At 70.3% G+C, this 18,921-nt stretch carries 16 protein-coding genes; 6 read left to right on the forward strand and 10 right to left on the reverse strand.

The features are described 5' to 3' along the window. Positions 1-198: 198 nt before the first annotated feature. Positions 199-789, forward strand: coding sequence for a TetR/AcrR family transcriptional regulator (locus QSK17_RS02975; RefSeq protein WP_285702792.1), 591 nt, complete (start codon positions 199-201; stop codon positions 787-789). A 72-nt stretch (positions 790-861) separates the two neighbouring features. Beyond that, the gene (locus QSK17_RS02980; protein ID WP_285702793.1) at positions 862-2,064 is read left to right on the forward strand and encodes a hypothetical protein; all 1,203 of its coding nucleotides are present in this window, start codon (positions 862-864) and stop codon (positions 2,062-2,064) included. Here QSK17_RS02980 and QSK17_RS02985 read toward each other — a convergent pair. From QSK17_RS02985 to QSK17_RS03000, 4 genes are all read right to left on the reverse strand, one after another. Continuing rightward, complete coding sequence (locus QSK17_RS02985; RefSeq protein ID WP_285702794.1) at positions 2,022-3,143, reverse strand: CopD family protein; 1,122 nt, start codon at positions 3,141-3,143, stop codon at positions 2,022-2,024. The genes QSK17_RS02980 and QSK17_RS02985 overlap by 43 nt on opposite strands. Next, positions 3,140-3,790, reverse strand: a complete 651-nt coding sequence (locus QSK17_RS02990) for a copper resistance CopC family protein (RefSeq protein ID WP_285702795.1) — start codon at positions 3,788-3,790, stop codon at positions 3,140-3,142. The genes QSK17_RS02985 and QSK17_RS02990 overlap by 4 nt, the downstream gene beginning before the upstream one ends. 202 nt (positions 3,791-3,992) lie before the next feature. Further along, a complete protein-coding gene (locus QSK17_RS02995) occupies positions 3,993-5,237 on the reverse strand; it encodes a glycosyltransferase family 4 protein (protein WP_285702796.1) in 1,245 nt (414 codons plus the stop codon). Beyond that, complete coding sequence (locus QSK17_RS03000; protein ID WP_285702797.1) at positions 5,234-5,644, reverse strand: hypothetical protein; 411 nt, start codon at positions 5,642-5,644, stop codon at positions 5,234-5,236. The genes QSK17_RS02995 and QSK17_RS03000 overlap by 4 nt, the downstream gene beginning before the upstream one ends. 108 nt (positions 5,645-5,752) lie before the next feature. On the opposite strand from QSK17_RS03000, the gene QSK17_RS03005 reads away from it, so the two are divergent. Beyond that, positions 5,753-6,130: a BlaI/MecI/CopY family transcriptional regulator gene (locus QSK17_RS03005; RefSeq protein ID WP_285702798.1), complete on the forward strand. Its 378-nt coding sequence runs from the start codon at positions 5,753-5,755 to the stop codon at positions 6,128-6,130. A gap of 408 nt (positions 6,131-6,538) precedes the next feature. Here QSK17_RS03005 and QSK17_RS03010 read toward each other — a convergent pair whose 3' ends face one another. Beyond that, complete coding sequence (locus tag QSK17_RS03010) at positions 6,539-8,392, reverse strand: alpha/beta hydrolase (protein WP_285702799.1); 1,854 nt, start codon at positions 8,390-8,392, stop codon at positions 6,539-6,541. 511 nt (positions 8,393-8,903) lie between these two features. Here QSK17_RS03010 and QSK17_RS03015 point away from each other — a divergent pair. Further along, a complete protein-coding gene (locus QSK17_RS03015; protein ID WP_285702800.1) occupies positions 8,904-10,100 on the forward strand; it encodes an NAD(P)/FAD-dependent oxidoreductase in 1,197 nt (398 codons plus the stop codon). On the opposite strand, the gene QSK17_RS03020 is transcribed toward QSK17_RS03015, so the two are convergent. The 5 genes from QSK17_RS03020 to QSK17_RS03040 are packed head-to-tail and all read right to left on the reverse strand — an operon-like array spanning position 10,063 to position 15,778. Beyond that, a complete protein-coding gene (locus QSK17_RS03020; protein WP_285702801.1) occupies positions 10,063-11,004 on the reverse strand; it encodes a hypothetical protein in 942 nt (313 codons plus the stop codon). The genes QSK17_RS03015 and QSK17_RS03020 overlap by 38 nt on opposite strands. After that, a complete protein-coding gene (locus tag QSK17_RS03025; RefSeq protein WP_285702802.1) occupies positions 11,005-12,042 on the reverse strand; it encodes an SCO2521 family protein in 1,038 nt (345 codons plus the stop codon). A gap of 27 nt (positions 12,043-12,069) precedes the next feature. Then, on the reverse strand, positions 12,070-13,032 hold the full coding sequence (locus QSK17_RS03030) for an SCO2522 family protein (RefSeq protein ID WP_285702803.1): 963 nt from the start codon (positions 13,030-13,032) through the stop codon (positions 12,070-12,072). Then, entirely contained in the window at positions 13,029-13,943 is a 915-nt protein-coding gene (locus QSK17_RS03035) for an SCO2523 family variant P-loop protein (protein ID WP_285702804.1), read from the reverse strand. Before QSK17_RS03035 ends, QSK17_RS03030 begins: the two co-directional genes overlap by 4 nt. Before the next feature lie 2 nt (positions 13,944-13,945). Beyond that, positions 13,946-15,778 (reverse strand): SCO2524 family protein, encoded by a 1,833-nt coding sequence (locus QSK17_RS03040; protein WP_285702805.1) that lies wholly within the window; start codon positions 15,776-15,778, stop codon positions 13,946-13,948. Positions 15,779-16,073: 295 nt separating this feature from the next. On the opposite strand from QSK17_RS03040, the gene QSK17_RS03045 reads away from it, so the two are divergent. Both QSK17_RS03045 and QSK17_RS03050 read left to right on the forward strand, forming a co-directional pair. Next, entirely contained in the window at positions 16,074-17,111 is a 1,038-nt protein-coding gene (locus QSK17_RS03045; RefSeq protein ID WP_285702807.1) for a 2-hydroxyacid dehydrogenase, read from the forward strand. Positions 17,112-17,238: 127 nt separating this feature from the next. After that, the gene (locus QSK17_RS03050; protein WP_285702808.1) at positions 17,239-18,831 is read left to right on the forward strand and encodes a thiamine pyrophosphate-binding protein; all 1,593 of its coding nucleotides are present in this window, start codon (positions 17,239-17,241) and stop codon (positions 18,829-18,831) included. Positions 18,832-18,921 lie beyond the last annotated feature (90 nt).

An 18,921-nucleotide genomic window follows, 5' to 3' on the forward strand; every position in this document is an offset into this window, starting at 1 on the left:
TGCGGGTGACCAGGACGGCGCCGGCGACGCGTTCGTCTTCTTGGAGTATGAACAAACTTACCGAGTACTCGGTAGGTTATGAGATGAACACGTTATAGACGTTCCAGGCGGCTACGCTGCCCTGGCCGGACGGCGCGACAGGACCGCGCGACAAGACGACGTGACAGGACGACGTGACAGCGTGAAGGGGAGTGGCCCATGGCGGGGCGGAGGGACCGGCGTGGGGACCGGCGTGAGGAGATCCTGCTGGCCGCGCTCGAGGTGTTCGCCGAGCGCGGGTACACCGGGGCGTCCATCGCGTCCATCGCCGAGCGGGTGGGGCTCACCCAGCAGGGTGTCCTGCACTATTTCCCGAGCAAGGACCGGCTGCTGGCCGAGGTCCTCATGCTGCGCGACCAGCGCAACCTCGACGTGATCATGCTGCCCGGGAACGAGGGCGCCGTGACGCTGGACACCGTCGCCGCCCTGGTGGAGTACAACGCCCAGCGTCGCGGCATCGTCCAATCCTTCACGGTGCTGTCCGCGGAGAGCGTCATCGAGGACCATCCGGCCAAGGACTTCTTCCAGGAGCGGTACGGAAGCGCGCGAGCCTGGATGGCCGAGGTCGTCCGGGCGGAGATCGGCGACGAGCTTCCCGGGGGCGTGACGCCGGAGCAGGCCGCCCCGCTGATCTTCGCGGTGATGGACGGGTTGCAGCTCCAGTGGTTGCTCGCGCCGGACGAGATCGACATGCCTGCTCTCTTCCGGGCTTTCGTGTCCCTCCTCAAGGCAGGGGTTGCCGCTTCTTAGCTGGATATTTGGTTTATATCGGGGTTGTCCCCGATTGCGTTGCGCCCAACGTGACCGGCATCATTGCGTCGCGTGACGATTGGAACGCTCAGGCAAACACCTCATCGAATCCTCGATTGGGCCCTCCCGTACTGGACGCGGGGGGAGGCGGGCCGGGAGACGCCGGCGGAACTGTTCCGGGTGCTCTACCTCGGCTGGCTGGCGGCGTTCGTACTCAAGATGCTGGGGGCGTCCTGGGACGTGTCCTGGCACTTCCGGTGGCTGCGCGACGACCTGGCCCCGCCCCACCTGCTCAACACCGTCGGCACGGTCATCGCCGTGGGCCTGACCATCGTCCACTGGTACACCGGTTACGGCGTGGACCGCCTGGCCTCCCGGTTGATCGTGTGGGGTACGGGCGTCTTCCTCATCGCCATCCCGCTCGACCTGATCAACCACCGGGTCAACGGTCTCGACATCACCGCCTGGAGCCCCTCGCACGCGCTGCTGTTCATCGGCAGCGGGCTGATGATCGCCGGGGTGACCCGGGGCTGGTGGCTCGGCGCGCCGCGCGGCGACGCGCGGGCCGAGCGGCGGCGCACCCTCGTCCTCGGCGCGCTGTTCGTCTTCTTCCTGGAGAACCTGCACTTCCCCGCCCAGCAGCAGGAGTACGGCGTGCTGGAGATCGCCTCGTGGGACCGCGGCGACCCGTACGCCGAGCCGAGCCTGCTGGAGTTCGCGGCCAACCAGCTCGGCCGGGCGGTGGACCGCGAGATGATCGTCAAGTTCTCGCTCCCGGTGCCCGACCTGCTCTACCCGCTGTGGGCCGGTGTGGCGGGCATGCTCGTCCTGGTCATCGCCCGCCTCATGGTCGGCCGCGCCTGGACGGCGACGGCCGTCGCCGCCGCGTACGTCGGTTACCGCGCGCTGGTCTGGCCGCTCTTCGTCGGGATGGGTTTCCCGGCCTCGGCCGTCCCGTTCTTCTTCGTGCTCGGCGCCGTCGGCGTCGACCTGGCTTTCATGGGCTGCCTGCTGCTCGGCGATTCGACGCTCGCCCGTCTGGTACGGCCCGTGCTGGGCGCGGCCCTGGTGACCGCCGGGATCTACGGCGGCCTCGCGCTGCAGAGCAAGTTCCTCTCCGCGCCGCCCTACCCGGAGGACTCGTGGCCGATGGCGGCTGGGCTGCTCGCGGCCGTCTGGATCGGCGCGGAGATCCTCACCCGGATGTACCGCCTGCGCGACGGCGACCGCGATCAGGAGACGGGCGCGCGGGTCAGCGCCACCGCCACGCCGTAGGCGAGGCCCATGACGGCCAGTTCGAACGCCACCCAGGCGGCGAACGCCGTCGGGGCCTGCCGGCTGATCGCGGGCAGCAGCCGCCAGCGGATGTTGCCTCCGAGCAGCGCCACCGCACCGACGAACACGATCTTCGCGATGACGAGCCGCCCGTAGCCGGTGGTCACCAGCGAGAGCGGGAACTCCTCGCCAGGGGTCAGCAGCAGCTCCACCACGCCGTTGAACAGGCCGGTGAGCCCGACGACGAGCAGGGCCACCGTGGCCAGCCGGGAGAACCGCGGCAGCGTCAGCGCCAGCAGGTCGCGGTTCCCGGCGAGCAGCACGGCCAGCGCGAGCAGGCCCCCGACCCAGGCGGCCGACCCGATGACGTGCAGCTCCATCGAGACCATGCTCATGTCGTGCCAGTACCAGTTGGAGGCGTGACCGGTCACCGGCAGCGGAAGCAGGCCGAACGCCGCCACCAGCACGCGGAACTCGGCTGGCACCTTCTCGCCGAACCTGACCGCGAACATGCCCACGGCGGCGCTTACCGTCGCGCATGAGGCGCTGACGATGAGGCCCTGGCCGGAGCCGATCCGCTCGACGTACCCCGCCACATCGGGCGCCTGGCCCGGGGTGAGCTCAGCGGCGCTCAGCACGGTGGAGATGAGCGCCGAGGCCGCCCACACCAGCGCGGACAGCACCGCCCAGTGCCTGGCCCGCGCCGCCACCGGCTCGGTCCGCTCCGGATCGTCGAAGCCGAGCAGCTTGGGCAGCAGGCTGAGCCCGACCGTCGCCGTCGCCGCCACGTCCAGGACCAGCCGCATGACGGGCAGGCCGTACTCCACCAGCGGGCCGGGCATCACGATGCCCTGTGCGGCCGTGGGCAGCGTGAGCCAGGTCGAGACCAGCACGGCGAGCAGTCCGGCGAGGACGATCGCGGCGAGCGCGAGCCGCGGACGGGCCACCGCGGGCACGCTCTCCGTCTGGGCGTTCTTCGTCTGGGCGTTCCCCGTCTGGATGTTCTCCGTCTGGGCGTTCTCCGAGTCCGCCCCGGGACCCGTCGTGTCCGCCTTCTTCGTGACGCCGGTCGCGGTCATGCCGTGCCCCGCACGCGACGGTCGTGCCGTACGAGCACGAAGGCGGACAGGGCGAGCAGCGCGACGGCCACGACGAGCAAGCCCCACACCCAGCCGCCGGACGAGCTCTGCGCGCTGAGGTCGACGGCGGACGTGGTGCGGCCCGGCTGCCCGTCGGCGGCCGGAGGCTCCGCCCCGCCGTTCGGCGCCTGCGCGGAGGAGGTCGGCGAGGTGGTGGGGGAGGAGGACGCCGACGGGTCCGCGGGCGTGGTCGCCGAGGGGGAGGGCTGCCCGGCCGCCTGCCCGGCGGTGGTCAGGGTGAAGGTGATCGTTCCGGTGACCGGATGGCCGTCGTTCGAGACGATGCGGTAGCCGATCACGTACGCGCCGGCCGGTCCGAGCGGGGCCAGGCCGATCGAGACGCTGTCGCCCTTGGCCGTGATCTCGCCCTGCTCGTAGGTGGCTCCGTCGGGGCCGGTGACGGCGATCCGGGCGAAGTCCTTGCGTACGGGCTGGTCGAAGTTCAGCGTGATCCGTTTCGGTGCCGTGGACACCTGGGCGCCGTTCTCGGGGTCGCTGCCGACCAGCACGTTGTGCGCCTGTGCGGGTGCCGCGACGCCCAGTAGCGGAGCGCAGGCGAGCAGCAGGACCGTGAGTAGCCGCCTCACCGATGATGACCTTCCGTTGGATGCTTCCTGACCCAGACATGGTGCCACCTGTTCGGCACCGGTACGGCTGCCGCCCACGCGTGATCGGCAGGGAGATCGGCAGGGAGATCGGCAGGGGAGGGTCTCGCCGTGGAACCGGTTCACGCGTCCGGCTTTCCCCTGCCGTCAGGAAAGAGCGATCCGAGTCAAGATCACCTGGTGATCAGCCGATCAGCCGATCAGCCGAGCTCGGCGACGCCCTGCCGCAGCGCCGGTGCCCGCCGTTCCGCTCGTTCCGCCCGTTCCGCTCGTTCCGTCCGCTCCGCGCCGCCTCCAGCCGGGTGAAGAGCCGCTCCCACTGGAGGCGGATCTCGCCCATCTCGTAGCGGGCCGCCGCGATGCGGGCGGCGGAGCCGAGCCGGTGCCGGAGCGGCTCGTCCGCGACGAGGCGGCCGATCGCCGCGGCCAGTTCGGAGACGTCGCGCGGCGGCACGAGCAGGCCGTCCGTCCCGTGGGTGACGATCTCGCCGGGGCCGTGGGGGCAGTCGAAGCTGACGACCGGCAGGCCGTGGGCCATCGCCTCGATGAGGACCATGCCGAATCCCTCGTACCGGGAGCTGAGCACGAAGGCGGCTCCCTTGGCGAACTCCTCCTCCAGCGCTGTGGTGCCACCCATCAGGAAGACGTGGTTGTACAGGTGCAGCCGGTGGATCAGGCGTTCGAGCCGCGCCCGCTCCCTGCCGTCGCCGTAGATGCGCAGCTGCCAGTCGGGGTGCGCGTCGGCGACGACGGCGAACGCCTCGATGAGCAGGTCGAATCCCTTCTGCCGGGTCAGCCGGCCCGCCGCGACCACGATCCGGCCGGCCAGGTCGGCGGGCCGCCGCTCCGCGGGGGTGAGCGCGTTCGGGATGGTGGTCAGCACGGTGCCCGTCCCGTCCAGGACGGCCGCGTACCGGGCGGTGTCCGCCAAGGTGAGCGTGACGACGGCGTCCAACCGGGGATACCAGCGGGCGATCTCGGCGGCGAGCGCGGGCTTGTGCGAGTCGAGGTGCATGTGCTCCTGGGCCACCCGTACGACACTGTCCGGGGCGAAGCGCGCGGCCAGCAGGTTGAGCGCCGGCCGCGTGGTCACCAGTACGCCGCCATGGAGAGAGCGCAGATAGTTCGCGATTCGCGCGTCGCTGTACCGGTTGAAGGTCGCGTACCGTACCTCGGCCTGCGGGATGAGGCGGCTCGGCTGACGGAGCAGCCAGGCGCGGAAGGGGTGGCGCCACCGAGGCCCGCGCCGGTCGGCCAGTACGCGCACCCGGACGCGCGGGTCGATGGGGAACGCGGGAATCCGCCGGGTGCGGAAAACGCTGATCAACTCGACGTCGTGCCCGGCGGCCATCGCGTTCGCCTGGTTGATCACGGTTCGGATGGTGCCGCCGACACCGAAGGCGTTCATGATGAGGTAGCGGATCTTCATGTGGTGGCTCTCTCGCAGATCAGGGAGAGGTTCCGCTTCACGGTGGAGTACGGCCGGATGCGGGAGAACCCGTGGGACTGGGCCGGGAAGGTCATGATTCTCTTCTTGTCGGCGGTGTCGTCGAGGTGGCGACCCACCCGCAGCTCCGCCTGGCCGGGCAGATCCGGGTGCAGGTCCCAGACGTCCCGAGCGCTCGTGGTCGCGGCGGTGACGATCTCGATGTCGAAGGAGCCATCGAACCTCCGGCCGTTCACCGTCGCCGGGCAGCGCAGGACGGTCCGCGACCGGTCGCGGTTCCTGAGCGCCAGCGTCGCGGCCGCCGGAGGCATGCCCACGACCGCTCCCACGATGCGGATGCGGCCGTCCCTCGGCCACACATGTTCGATCTCCGCGTGCGCCGGCTCCACCCGGGTCTCCCTTCACGCTGTACGCTCGACCTACTACCCCAATAGTCACTACTACTCCAATAGTACGTTCCTGATAGTAGGAACGGGATAAGAGGAGCTGCCGTGCACATGGCCGGGGATCGGGGACAGCCCGACAGGCGATCTCCCGGGATGCTGGAAGACGAGGTGCTGGCCACCCTGTGGGCCGCCTCCGGCCCGATGAGTCCGGCCGACGTGCAGGCCGAGCTGGGCGGATCGCTCGCCTACACGACCGTGATGACGACGCTCGCCCGCCTGCACCGCAAGGGCCTCGCGACGAGGGAGCGGGCGGGCCGCGGCTTCGTCTACGCCCCAACCGTGGACGAGGCCTCGCACACGGCCGACGCCATGCGGGACCTGCTCGTACGGCGAAGCGACCGCGCCGCCGTGCTGGCCGAGTTCGTCTCCCGCCTGTCACCGGACGAGGAGCAGGTCCTGCAGCGGCTCCTGCGGGAGGTCGACGGCTGAGGCGAACGAGGCCCGCGCCGACACGGAGTCGCTGTTCGAGAAGGCGGGGCCCGCCTCGGCCGCGGTCAGGACCTGACCATCCTGTGGGGCGCGGGCTCACCCGTGCTCCGGACGTGTCGACGTTCACCGGCACAGTGTGCACCGACGTGATCGGCCGACGCCCCACGTTTGCCCGAAGGAGCAGGGCCCAGGGCCGCGCGTGTGGACGTGCACCGCGCGCGGCCGATTGATTACAGTCCGAGAATCACCGGATAAGTCCCGGATTCTCCGTTTGGGGCGAGGGAGCGGAGCGGGACGGAACGAGGACCGGAGCTTCCGTCCCGGCGCAGCGACCGACCCACCGGTCCTCGGCGTGAAAGCCCAGCGAAGTGAGAGAGGGCGTCGTCCGGCCCGGCCCGCGGCGGGAGATCAGGGGAGCACCGAGCCGTACAGCCAGGTGACGAAGACGAGGCCGGTCATGACGGGGACGATGTCGGCCGAGGCGGCGCGCAGCCGGAAGGCGGCGACGATGGACAGCACCGTCGAGGCCACGGCGAGCAGGCCGTACCAGGCGATCGCCGGAGGAAGGCCGATGGCGAAGACGATGTCGTCGGACACGCCGGTGAGGCTGAGCGCGGTCAGGCCGGTGAAGGCGAGACCGGCGAGACCGGCCAGAGTCCGCACCGCGCCACCGCCCCGGCGGCGGACCAGGGAGACGAGCCCGGCCAGGAACTGCACGGCCGCCGTGAGCACGAAGATCCCGAGCGGCGCGAGCAGCACGGGCGACTTCGAGATCCGGTACGGCGCCGCCGTCAGACGCACGTCGCCCGGCCGGACCGGCGTCGGGGCACCCGTGCCCGGGTCGCACGGCGCCGCGCCGGTCGTGGCCCGGTCGTCGAGGAACGCGGCGATCGTGCGGCGTCCGCACTCGCTGGACAGGAACACCCCGTGCCCCACCCCGGCGAACTCGGCGAACCGGGCGTTCCGGAAGGCGCTCGCGGCCTTGCTCGCGCTCTCGGGCGGAGTGGTCGGGTCGTAATGCCCGCCGAGGATCAGAGTCGGCGCGTCAGTGGTCGCGGACTCGCCCGAGCTGCGGGGCAGGTTCCAGGCCGCGCAGACGGCGGCGTCCGCGACACCGGTGAACAGCCGTGGCGCGCCTTTGCCGCCGTACGCGTTGAACGGCACCTCGTCCTGGCACTGGACCGCGTAGTACAGACCCCAGTCGTGCGAGGCCAGCGCGTCACCGGCCGCGTCGACGACCGGCTGGAGCAGCTCCTGCCGGCCATCGGCCAGCGCGTCCACGAGAGCCGGCACGATCGGGACGAACTCCGTCTCCCGCATCGCCTCCCCGAGGATCGTCGCCATGTCGTCGCCGGTGAGCCGCACCACGATCCGCTCACCGGTCAGCGGGTCCTTCGTCGTGTACGCGGCGGGGTGGGCGTCGAACCGGGTGAGCACCTCGTCGAAGCGGGCGGCCGCCCCGAGCTTGGCCAGCGTCGCCCGCAGGTTCGGCGCCGCGTCGTCGTACCAGTTGACCTGGGCGGGGAGGAACGAGTCGAGCACCACGGCGCGAGTGCCCCGCGGGTCCCTGGCGGCGGCCTGGAGCATCGAGCGGGTCGAGTAGCTGACCCCCATCAGGTTCCAGTTCTCGTAGCCGAGTGCCACACGCAGGTCCACCACGTCGGCGGCGATCTCGTCCGTGCGGTATCCGCGCAGGTCGATCTTCTCGGCCTGGAAGCGGCTCTGGCAGGTCAGCGCGCCCTTGATGATCGGATCGGTCTCGTCCGCCTTGGGCGTCTGGGGCGCCTTGGACGCCCTGGACGTCTTGGGCTGCTTGAGCGTCTCGACCAGGCCCTGGACCACCTCGGGGCAGTTCAGCGAAGGCTGTGAATAGCGGCCTCCGCGCTGCTCGACAACGACCACGTCCCGGTCCGGCAGCATCCGCGAGAGGAAGCCGATGAGCTGAAGTGACGGGGATCCGGGGCCGCCGCTGGAGTACACCACCGGATCGGGCCGGCGGTTCGGCGAGGTGGAGGTGCGCACCGCGTAGCCCACCCGGATCGTCCTGCTGTGGGGCACGTCACGCCGTTCGGGGACGAGCAGATAGCCGCAGGTCGTGTCTGAGGGAACGCCGGCCGGACATGGCCGCGTCTCGGTCGTCGCCGACCGCGTCTCCGCCGTGGCCGCGCGCCCGGAGGCGTGCGCCGCTGCGGGGCTCCCGATGAGAGTCGTAACGATCGCCGCCATGAGCGCCGTGACGGCCGCTCTACGCCAACCCCGCAACCGTCCGCTCCGTCTCGCCCACCCGGACATGCCCACCCGGACATATCGCGAGAAACCCTAGCGCGCCGGGCGGCCCGTGTAGACCTTGGAGAGGTCAGCGCGTACGCGGCCGGTGGGTCAGGACACGCGCGGCTCCTTCGCCCTGTCTCAGTGCGTACGGCGGGAGCCCCTGCTCGACCTCCTCTCCGAGAACCTGTCTCTGTAACCAGTGCATGAATACGGCGATAACGCCGTGAACTTCGCGGATTGGCATGTTCCAATGGAGACGGCCGGGGTCTCGTCTTCCGCAGCGTGCGAGCCCTGGCCACCTCCCCGACCATGGTTCCCTCACCACGACGCGCCCGGCACCTGGTGCACGCAAACAGGGCACTCCAGCAATCTCGCGCGTTCGCCCTACTCTCAAGATTCTTTCGCGATAAAGTTCCTACGGGCCACGCGTGTGTGACCTTCTGGAATGACCTGATCTCACCTACTGTGGAAGCCGGGAAACGGCGAAGCATGGGGAGCTTGCGTGCGTGAGACCTGTGATGTCGCGATCGTCGGCGGCGGAGTCATCGGATGCGCGATCGCGCACAGGCTCAGGTCGGAGGGCAGGAGCGTCGTCGTCGTCGAGGCCGCGTCGCAGCTCGGCCTCGGGGCCTCGGACGCCGCGATGGGCGGCATCCTCACCCAGACGGAGAGTTCCTGCCTCGGCCGGCTGAGCCCGGTGATCAAGTACAGCCGCGATCTCTACCCCGACTGGCTGGCCGAGCTGGCGGAGCTCACCGGGGTCGAGGTCCCGGTGCTGGACGGCGGCGACATCCAGGTGGCCCTGGATGACGACGAGATGACGCGGCTGCGGACCGAGGTCCTGCCGAAGTGGGAGGCCTCGCCGTTCGCGGTCGAGCAGCTCACCGCCGCCGAGGCCAGGTCGCTCGAACCCCTTCTCAGCGAGGCCGTGGTCGGCGGTTTCCTGCTGCCCGAGGAGCTGGCCCTCGACCCGCGCGAGCTGATGGCCGTCCTGCGAGCGACGATGGAGCGCGCGGGCGTCGGCGTCCGGGTGGGAACACGTGCCCTGCGCGTGGAGTCCGGCCCCGAGGGCGCCATCGTCGAACTGCGCGACGGCGGCGTGATCCACGCCGGCACGGTCGTCGTGGCCGCCGGGCACCTCAGCGGGCTGCTGCTGCCCGCTCTCGACGCCGTCATGCTGCCGATCAAGGGCGAGGCGTTCAACGTGCGCCGCCCGGGCTTCACGACGTACCCGCTGCGCCACCATGTCTTCGCCGAGATCACTTCGGATGGCCACACCGGCTACCCGTACCTCGTGCCGCGGCACGATGGCAGGCTGGCCGTCGGCGTGACCTACGAGGTGGGCGTGGGCGACCCGACCCCGACCGCCGAAGGCCGCGCCGAGATCAGCAGATGGGCGGCCGCCCTGATGCCGGCGGTGGCGGACTGGCCGGTCGAGCGGCACTGGGCGGGGCTTCGCCCGGCGAGCGCCGACCACATCCCGATCATCGGATACGTCGACGACCACCGCAGCCTGCTGGCCGCGACCGGGCACGCCGGCCTCGGCATCACCCTCGCCCCGGCCACCGCCGAGCTCGTCTCGGCTGTGCTGAACGGCCACGCCGACGAGCACACCCGGGAAAGGCTGGAGCTCTGCCGCCCCGACCGGTCCTTCACCTCGGTCACGACGGATCCGACGCCAGCTCCCACAGCTCCTTGAACCGCTCGATCCGCTGCCTGACCCGGGGCGGTTCCAGCACCAGCAGGGTCTGGACGAACGTGTGCGTGGTGATCTGGCCCACCTGCGGGGCGGACGGCGTTATCTCATAGCTCACGTTGTCGTCGAAGACGATGAAGTCGAGCAGCCCCAGCGGGCTGGACAGATCGGCGGCTGTCAGGATCCGCACCTCGATCCCGATCTCGGTGTGCATGTTGCAGATCTGCCGGAACAGATCCGCTTCCAGGCGTTCTGTGCGGTCAACGAAGAAGATCCGGCGGATCCGCACCCCGGCCCTGAGGCGGTCCCGCTGGGCCTCCAGATAGCGCTGGCCCGCGTCCGTCGTCCAGAACCCGCCGTCGAACTCGCTCGGGCCCTGGTCCACCACGTTGAGGCTGAGAGCGTCGAGGCTGCACTGGGTGTTGCGGGTCAGGCCGAGCAGCCAGTCGCGGTCCTCGCCCTCGTAGATCACGTTGCCCTCGCTGAGCTCCCGCAGCAGCGTGGAGATCCGCGCGATCTCCGACTGCGCGAACGCTTGGACCAGCGCCGGCATCTCCTTGTCCACCCGGGTCGCGTTGCTCACGAGCTGTGTGATCACGTCGGTCTGCACCGCCGACGCCTCCACCCGGTTGAACAGCTCGGTCGCCTTGGTGATCCGCGAAAGACCGGTCACCATCTCCTGGCGGGTCGTCTCCAGTTGCCTGTCGACCTCGATGAGGTATTGCGTCAGGAAGACCACGGCGCTGATGAAGGCGGTGATGAGGATCTCCGACGTGTCGTCGGAGAGCAGCTTCGTGTTGTTGGTCAGGAAGAATGTGGGGATGCCGACCGCCGCGGTGATGAGGATCTTCCGGAGAGTGCGGGGGAGAATCTCCGAACTGACCCTCGTCTTGCCTGGCACCGACATCTACCAACCACCCGTTTCTCTGAGTAGAGCCAGTGTGTTGATCGCGACCTGGTCGCGTACGCGTTCCACCAGTGAGTGCCACTGACGGCTGAACCCCGGGCGGCGCTCCAGGGTCTCCCAGAACGGCGCGAACGCGTCGTCCAGCCGGGCCGCCGGCATCCACAGATGCAGCAGGTGGTCCACCGCCGGAGCCAGCTTCGCCGTGACCTCAGCCCGCGAGGCGGTGCCGACGCGGGCCTTCTCGACGATCACAAGCAGGGTGGTCAGCAGCCAGTCGTGCAGCGCCAGGTCCTCGCAGAAGTCCACGATGCCGGGGCTGAACCCGCCCGGCAGGACCAGACGAAGCGTCCGCACCTGGTCGCGGCCCAGCGTGAACCGGATGCCCGTGCCCTCCGGCGTTCTCGCGCCGCCCCCCGCGCGTCCGCTTTCCGCGCCTCCACTCCCCGTGGGTCCGCTCTCCGCGCCTCCACTCCCCGTGGGTCCGCTCTCCGCGCCTCCACTCCCCGTGGGTCCGCTCTCCGCGACCCAACGCAGCCGCGTCCGCGCGCTCCTGAACGGCGCCTTCCTGTCCAGGAACGGGGATGCCTGCACGGCGTCCATGAACCGTTCGCTCACGCTGCCCAGGTCCAGGCAGTCGTTCCGCGCGCTCTCGGCGAAGCCCTCGGAGAGATCGGGGACGCGTATCTTGCCGAACACCTCGACGACGCCCGGCCGGGCCAGGTAGTGCGACCACGACAGCCGGTGGTCGGACTCGCTGCGCACCACCTGGATGTGCGAGGACCCCTGCAGGACCCGTCCGCCGGTCACCGAGGCCCGGGACAGCACCGTCCCGACGCCCCTGACCCTGGCCTGCGAGGCGGACGCCAGCCGGCAGTCCACCCCCGTCAGCTGGTCCGGCGACACCGCGTACACGATGGGGCGGCGCGAGACCCGCACCCGCTCACCGGAGAGCAGCCCGAGAACGCTCTGGCACAGAGACTCGGGGATTTCCCCCGAGTTCTGCAGGAGTCCGGTACGGACTTCCCCCATCACCAGCATGTGCGCTCCGATCACGGATCCGGCGGGTCACGCTCCCAGGAAGACGTAGGAGATTCGGTCGACGAGCTCATCCGGCAGGCGGATGCCCTCTCCGCCGCTCCGGTCGGCCACCTGCCCCAGGACCTGGGCGTCCACGAATACCTGGCTGAGGATCGTCCGTACCGCCAGCTCGACGGGCAGGAAGCGCGAGGAGAGCACCGACAGCGTGGAGTACGCGCTGAACGGGGCCGCGGCCGGGTTGAGCTGGACGATTGCCGGGAGGTCGTCCCACTCCGAGGGGAACGACGCGCCGCGCGGCTTCGGCCGTACCGGCAGCTCGCCCTCGTTGCGGATCAGTCCCAGCCGGAGCAGTTGCCAGACCGCCGCGAGGAACGGGCACGACCAGGTGCGGCCACGGCTGTCGGTGTCCCACAGCTCGACGTCGACGAAGATCGAGTGACGTCGCTTGGCGTTCTGCGCGGGCGGCTCCCACCTCCGCGCCGACCCCATCGCCTGTACGGCACCGCTGTACGGGGACCTGGTGCCGTTGCAGAGCCAGCCGGTCTCGGTCACCGGCGGGCGCGAGCCGTCGCTACCGGCGGGCGGGTCGGTGACCAGCCGGTCCTCCACCAGCCGGGCCAGCATCACCCCGTCCGCCTCGGCGCAGGCGGACTCGCGGGCGAGGTAGTCGATGGTCAGGTCGCACTCGGCGGCCGCCTCCAGCACCATCGGCACCAGCTCGGCCGGGGTGCTGAACCTGCTGAAGTAGTCGTCGATCAGGAAGCAGGTGCTGACCCGGGCCCGGCCGCCGGGCACCCGGGACTGCCAGCTCCTGCGCATGGTCTCCGCCCACGGCGCCACCTGCCGGAACTGCTCCCTGAGCCGGTCCGGCCCGGCCTGGAAGTCCTCCATGTAGAGGTGTCCCAGCTCGATGGACACGTGGGACAGCGGGGCGGAGGCGATTCGGCGCTCCGCCGCGACCTCACCGAACGTGGCGTACGCGGGCGTCACAGAGCCTCCCACGCGCTGTCGTCGACGATCTTCTTGGCCAGGTCGTCGAAGGCCGCGACGGTCTCGGCGTTCGCGATCTGGCTGGACAGCACGTCCTCGTCGGAGATGAGCTGCTCGCGCCACTGGAGCACCGGATCGAGCGGGATCTTGCCGAGCATCGACGTCCGCCCCACCCGGTGCCGCCCGGCCAGCTCGCGCAGCTCGCGGTCGCACTCGTTCAGCCACGCCTTCTGCGTCTCGCGCAGCCCCTCCAGTTCGGCGGCGTCCGGTTCGAGAACGGCGGTGCGGACGAAACGGATGCGGTCCCCGAGGGTCTCCTTGTCGTGCCCGTGCTCCACGCCCACCGCGAGCAGGCCCTGCCTGCCTCTGACGAGCCCGTCGGCCGCGATGATGTGCTGGCGGGTCCACCGGTGGAAGACGAGCCAGCGAAAGGGCACGCCCGGCAACCGCGCGGTCGCCGCGAGCGCCATCTGCGCGGCGAACGAGCGCCCGGCGCTCAGATCGACCAGGCACAGGTCGAACTCCTCCTCGAGCCGGGCGAAGAGCCGCACGCAGCGCTGCAGCATCTCCTCGCTCACCGTGGAGAACTCGCCGCCGCCCTCGTCGCCGGGGAAGAGCACCATCTGGCCGGCGCCAGGAGGCTTGGCGCGCAGGCCCTCGCGGTCGGACTCGGCCCAGATGTCGATCCGGTGCGGGTCGGCGAGCCTTCCCTCCAGGTAGCCGTGCATGCCGCCCTGGGTGGTGCCCCGCGCCACCGAGCTGACGCTGAAGATGGCCCCCGCCGTGGGAGAGCCGAAGTCGAAGTCGAGGTAGCACACGTCGCTGCCCTGGAGCGCGCGGCGGTACACGATGTTGCTACTCGTGACCGAGCGGCCGGTGCCGCCTTTGTCGGATATGGCGAACACGAGCATCGCTACATCGCCTCCGAGGCGTTCTCGCGAGCGGTCGCCTGGCGTTCCAGCTCCAGCAGGGCGTCGGTGATCAGCGCGATCGCGCTGGCCGGCCGTTCGCCCATGATGGAGCGGGCACGCTGCAGTCCCGCCTGGACGCCGCTGACGCTGGACCTGATGTTCTGCCCGGGAAGGACAGGGCGGCGGACCTGCTCCCTGCTGAGGAGGTGCTCGGCCTCGCTCATCATCTCGCTGGCGAGTTCGAAGAGCTGGGGGCTGCGCAGCGGCGCCTCGTCCCACGCATTGGCCAGGGACACGAGGAACTCCACGACCCGCTCGGTGAAGTACCACGAGGGCTGCTCGTGCCGTATCCCGGTGTCGGGGAAGGCGTTCACGGGCTGGTCCCACAGCCCCTTGTGCTCGCCCCCGGTGAACTGGCGGCTCACGATGTGCTGCCAGATGAGGTCGGCCAGGTTGTGCAGCCGCTCCCTGGTACGCGAGCTCTGCGCGACGTTGGCCACCCAGATCGTCCGTTTGAGCAGGGTGATGGCGAAGTCGGAGACGACCCAGATCATCGGAGGGCCGAGCTCCTCCGTGCCGGAGAGGTTCACCCGGACGCCCGGCGCGTGCAGCGTCACCGGCGGGTCGCCCGCGATCGCCCGGCGGGTGATGCGCGCGCGCATCGCCAGCTCCTCCAGGACGCCGGCGACCCGGTTGAGGTCCACGTCGCCCGCTCTGCTGCGGGAGAGGTACTGCACGACCATGGCGGTGACGCCGAGGCTGTAGTAGTCGGACTCTTTGCCGTCGGTGGTCCGCCACGGGATGTCCTCCAGTGGCCAGCGGCCCTTGCCGTACGTGGCCACGGTGCGCCAGTAGGCCTGCGTGAGGTCCCAGCGGCGCTGGAGCGCGGAGGCGAGCTGCTGCTGGGAGTCGTCGAGCAGGCCGAGGACTCTGGTGCGTTCGGACCACAGGTCGACGAGGCCGACCAGGGCGTTCACCGTGAAGTAGAGGTAGGGCGCGTCGGCCGCGATGCCCTTGGGCTGCGGGCCCACCTCGCGCTCGGTCTCGACGGTCGGGGCGTCCTTGACGACACCCCACGACCAGCCGCACTCGAACAGGAGGTTCGGGTTGTCGAGGTCGACGACGCCGGATCCGATCGTGAGCTCGCGCAGCCCGGCCCGGACCGACTCGAGCCGCTTCTGGAAGTCGTCGAGGACCCGCCGCCGGGGGGCGCCCGTCTGGTTCGCGGTGCGCAGCAGCGCCTCACCCTGGGGCGACGAGGGCTCGAACGCGTTGACGGAGAAGCTGCGCAGCATGCCGACCATGGCGGCCGAGAGCCGATCGCCGGCGAGGGTTTCCAGCTCGCGTATCTCCTTGCGGACGTTCTCGCGCCGCACGCTCTGCCGGAAGACTTTCAGGAAGCCGAGCATGCTGAGCATGAGGGTGATCGACATCGAGTACGAGTCGACGATGTCGATCTCGCGCTGGTCCGCGGTGATCTCGTCCCCGGCGATGGAGGGCTGGAAGTAACTGCCGCCGGAGAAGTTCGCCCTGGCGTCGTCGTCCGTGTAGGTGCGCAGGTAGTGCGAGAAGAGGCGCAGCAGCAGCCGGGGGATCTCGACGCTGTCGCCCAGCGTGGCCAGCGCGTCCAGCACGTCGTCCGCGGTCTCGTCCGGGGTGTCGAGCCGGAAGCCGGGAAGCTCCGCGGCGGGGTACATCAGGCACAGCAGCTGCTCGGCGTCCGAGATCGAGTTCGAGCCTTCCCGCCCGCCCCAGACCCACGATTTCTCCTGATAGGAGGTGCGGGCGGTGGCTTCCCAGAGCTCCAGGAGCTGCTGGCGCGGCTGAAGTTTCATGGATCCCCCTCGCCACGGTGACCCGGCCGACTGCGTCGTCGGCACGGATTGCTGTCATTCTTACCGCTGAATTGGATTTCAACAATAAGTCAAGGAGAAATTCCGCTGCGGCCGGCGGCTCACCTGCCCGGCCGGACCTACACTTGGGAACGCCAACACCGTTCTGGTATTTCGGGTTTCCCGACGCGGCGTAAGCGGCTGCCGGCCGTGCCGAACCCCTTCGACGAGAAGGGAAGTCGTATCGAGAATCCGAAATGCCTGCTTTTGAGTTCCGAAAGACCTGATCATGCCTCAAATGCGGACGACCGGGTACATATCTGCCGTGGATGTCGCTGGTGACGGGACGGCGCGCATGGAGGCGGTCGTCGATGCGGCGAGGATTCTGGTGAGCGGTGCCGGCATCGACGAGAGACTGCTCCGCCCGCTGTACGACCTGGGCTTCCAGGTGGTCCCGATCGGCCGCGAGGAGCCGTTGACGGCGCAGGCGCTGAGGCGCGAGCTCGCGGGCGCGGTGGCCTACCTCCACGGCGGTGATGAGCACGTGTCCGAGGAGGCGCTCGAACTCGCCGACGACCTCAAGGTCATCGCCTTCCTCGGGGTGGGTTACGAGACCTTCGTCGACGTGGCCGCGGTGCGCAGGCGCGGGATCCTCGTGACGAACACGCCGGCGGCGGCCATGGACGCGGTGGCGGAGTTCACGGTCGGCCAGATCATCAACGCCAACAGGCGGATCCCACGGCATCTCGGCACTCTCCACCCCCACTGGGCCGGCGCGGAGGAGCTGCCCGGCGAACTCGTCAGCAAGAAGATCGGCATCGTCGGTCTCGGCCGGACCGGCACCCAGATCGCCAAGATCCTGCGGTGCGGTTTCGGCTGCCGGGTCTCCTACTACAACCGCACGCGGAGAGAGGACCAGGAGCAGGCGCTCGGGGTGCGGTTCAGGCAGCTGTCCGAGCTCGCCGAGTGGAGCGACATCCTCGTCGTCATGGTCAGCGGCAACGCCGAGACCGCGGGCATGATCGACCGCCGGATCCTGGGAAGGGTCCGCCCTGGAACGATCCTGGTCAACACCGCCAGGCCGTCCGTCGTCGATCCGGAGGCGCTGCGTGACGCGCTCGCCGCCGGACGGCTGGGCATGGCCGTGTTCGACGGCTATTACCAGGATTCGAGCGTCGCCAAGGACCTGCTGAACGACTTCGGCGACCGGATGTACGTCACCGGGCACATCGCGTCCCACACGAAACAGTCGATGGAGCGAATGGCTGGTCAGGCGGTCCGATCCGTGGTCAACGTGCTGAGCGGCCTTCCCGACCCCAACGTCGTGGTTCGCTGAGAATTCAGCCCCTCTAATACCTTTATATCCGGATGGGCCGGAAATGAGGTCCTCTGTCACATTGTGGTGACGCGAAGATACGATGCGCACGTACCAGCCCTAGGGTCGAATTCCGGTGGGGGTGGATATGGAAGCCACGGGGGCAGGTGTGCTCGTCGCCGCGTTGCGCGGACACGGTGTGGACACGATCTTCGGGATACCCGGCACGCACAATCTGGCCGTTTACGCGGAGCTGGCCCGATCCGGCGTCACCTGCGTGACCCCGCGCCACGAGCAGGGCGCCGGATACGCCGCGGACGGGTACGCCCGGGTCACCGGACGGCCCGGCGTCGCGGTCACCACCACGGGCCCCGGCGTGGTCAACGCGGCGACCGCGCTCGCCCAGGCGTACTCCGACTCCTCGCCCGTCCTGCTGGTGTCGCCGGGGGTGCCGAGTGACCACCCCCGGCTGGGACGCGGCTACCTGCACGAGAGCAAGGACCAGTCGGGCGCCCTGGACGCCCTCTGCGCGTGGAGCCACCGGGTCACCTCGATACGGGAGATCCCGGCGGCGGTCGCCCGCGCGTTCGTCTCGTTCACCGAGGGCCGCCCGCGCCCGGTCCACGTCGAGGTGCCCGCCGACCTCTTGGAACGCAAGGGGACCGCCGATCTCGCCACGCCCTTCCGGTCGACGCCGCGGGTCCCCGACCCGGACGCGCTCGACGAGGCCGCCGGACTCCTGCGCGCGGCACGGCGGCCGGCGATCGTCCTCGGCGGTGGGGCGCGGCGGCCCGGCGACGATGAGCCGGTCACCGGGCGGCTCGCCATGGAGCTGGCCGAACGCACGGGCGCGCGCGTGGTCACGACGGTGAACGGCAAGGGCACCGTCCCGGAGAGCCACCCCCTGTGCCTGGGGGCCACGCTCCACCTCGCCGGCGTCCGCCGGTGGCTCGCCTCATGCGACGTCGTCCTCGCGGTCGGCACCGAGCTGGGCCCCGCCGATTTGTGGGACGACCTCGTCCTGACCGGCACCCTCATCCGGGTCGACGTCGATCCCGGGCAGATGTACGGCGACCACCTGGCCGACGTGCCGGTCGTCGCGGACGCCGCCCTGGCCCTCGCGGGCCTCGCCGTACGCGTGCCGGGGGAGCGGCACGTGCCCGCGCCGGAGGACCCGGTGGAGCGCGAGCGCGACGAGGAGCTGCGCGACATGACCCGCAGGTGGGCTCCGCAACTGGCGGCGCTGCGCGAGGCCATGCCGAAGGACACGGTCGTGGTCGGCGACAACTCGATGATCAGCTACCACGGCGCGATCGTCGGTATGCCCATGGACCCGCCCGGGCGGTTCCTGTTCCCCGCCGGGTACGGCACGCTCGGGTTCGCGCTGCCGGCGGCCATCGGCGCGAAGGTCGGCAGGCCGGACCGGCCGGTCGTGGTGCTGGCCGGCGACGGCGCGCTGCAGTTCAGCGTCCAGGAGCTGGCGACCGCCGTCGAGCTGCGGCTCAGCCTGCCGATCGTGGTCGCGGTCAACGGCGGCTTCGGTGAGATCAGGGAGGAGATGAAGCGGCGCGGCATGCCACCGGTGGGGGTCGATCTCCACGCGCCGGATCTCATGACCCTGGCCTCGGCGTACGGCGCGCGCGGGCGGGAGGCCGACCGCCCGGAGGACCTGAGGGAGGCCGTGGAGGAGGCGCTGAAGACGCCGCTGCCCACGGTGATCGCCTTCCGCGAGCCACGGTGACTCAGCCGGCCACCGAGCCACGCTGTCCGGCCGCCGGACCCCGCTGACCGGCCGCGGCGCCAGGCTGAGCGGCCACCGGACCCCGCTGAG

It is taken from the genome of Microtetraspora sp. NBRC 16547, from assembly GCF_030268965.1.
Classification (GTDB): domain Bacteria; phylum Actinomycetota; class Actinomycetes; order Streptosporangiales; family Streptosporangiaceae; genus Microtetraspora.

What these genes read in the sequence shown, in the direction of transcription:
- QSK17_RS02985 (WP_285702794.1), bottom strand. Translation starts at nt 3,143, where the DNA reads ATGACCGCGACCGGCGTCACGAAGAAGGCGGACACGACGGGTCCCGGG.
- QSK17_RS03045 (WP_285702807.1), top strand. Translation starts at nt 16,074, where the DNA reads ATGCGGACGACCGGGTACATATCTGCCGTGGATGTCGCTGGTGACGGG.
- QSK17_RS03025 (WP_285702802.1), bottom strand. Translation starts at nt 12,042, where the DNA reads ATGCTGGTGATGGGGGAAGTCCGTACCGGACTCCTGCAGAACTCGGGG.
- QSK17_RS03040 (WP_285702805.1), bottom strand. Translation starts at nt 15,778, where the DNA reads ATGAAACTTCAGCCGCGCCAGCAGCTCCTGGAGCTCTGGGAAGCCACC.
- QSK17_RS02995 (WP_285702796.1), bottom strand. Translation starts at nt 5,237, where the DNA reads ATGAAGATCCGCTACCTCATCATGAACGCCTTCGGTGTCGGCGGCACC.
- QSK17_RS03005 (WP_285702798.1), top strand. Translation starts at nt 5,753, where the DNA reads ATGGCCGGGGATCGGGGACAGCCCGACAGGCGATCTCCCGGGATGCTG.
- QSK17_RS03050 (WP_285702808.1), top strand. Translation starts at nt 17,239, where the DNA reads ATGGAAGCCACGGGGGCAGGTGTGCTCGTCGCCGCGTTGCGCGGACAC.
- QSK17_RS02975 (WP_285702792.1), top strand. Translation starts at nt 199, where the DNA reads ATGGCGGGGCGGAGGGACCGGCGTGGGGACCGGCGTGAGGAGATCCTG.
- QSK17_RS03020 (WP_285702801.1), bottom strand. Translation starts at nt 11,004, where the DNA reads ATGTCGGTGCCAGGCAAGACGAGGGTCAGTTCGGAGATTCTCCCCCGC.
- QSK17_RS03035 (WP_285702804.1), bottom strand. Translation starts at nt 13,943, where the DNA reads ATGCTCGTGTTCGCCATATCCGACAAAGGCGGCACCGGCCGCTCGGTC.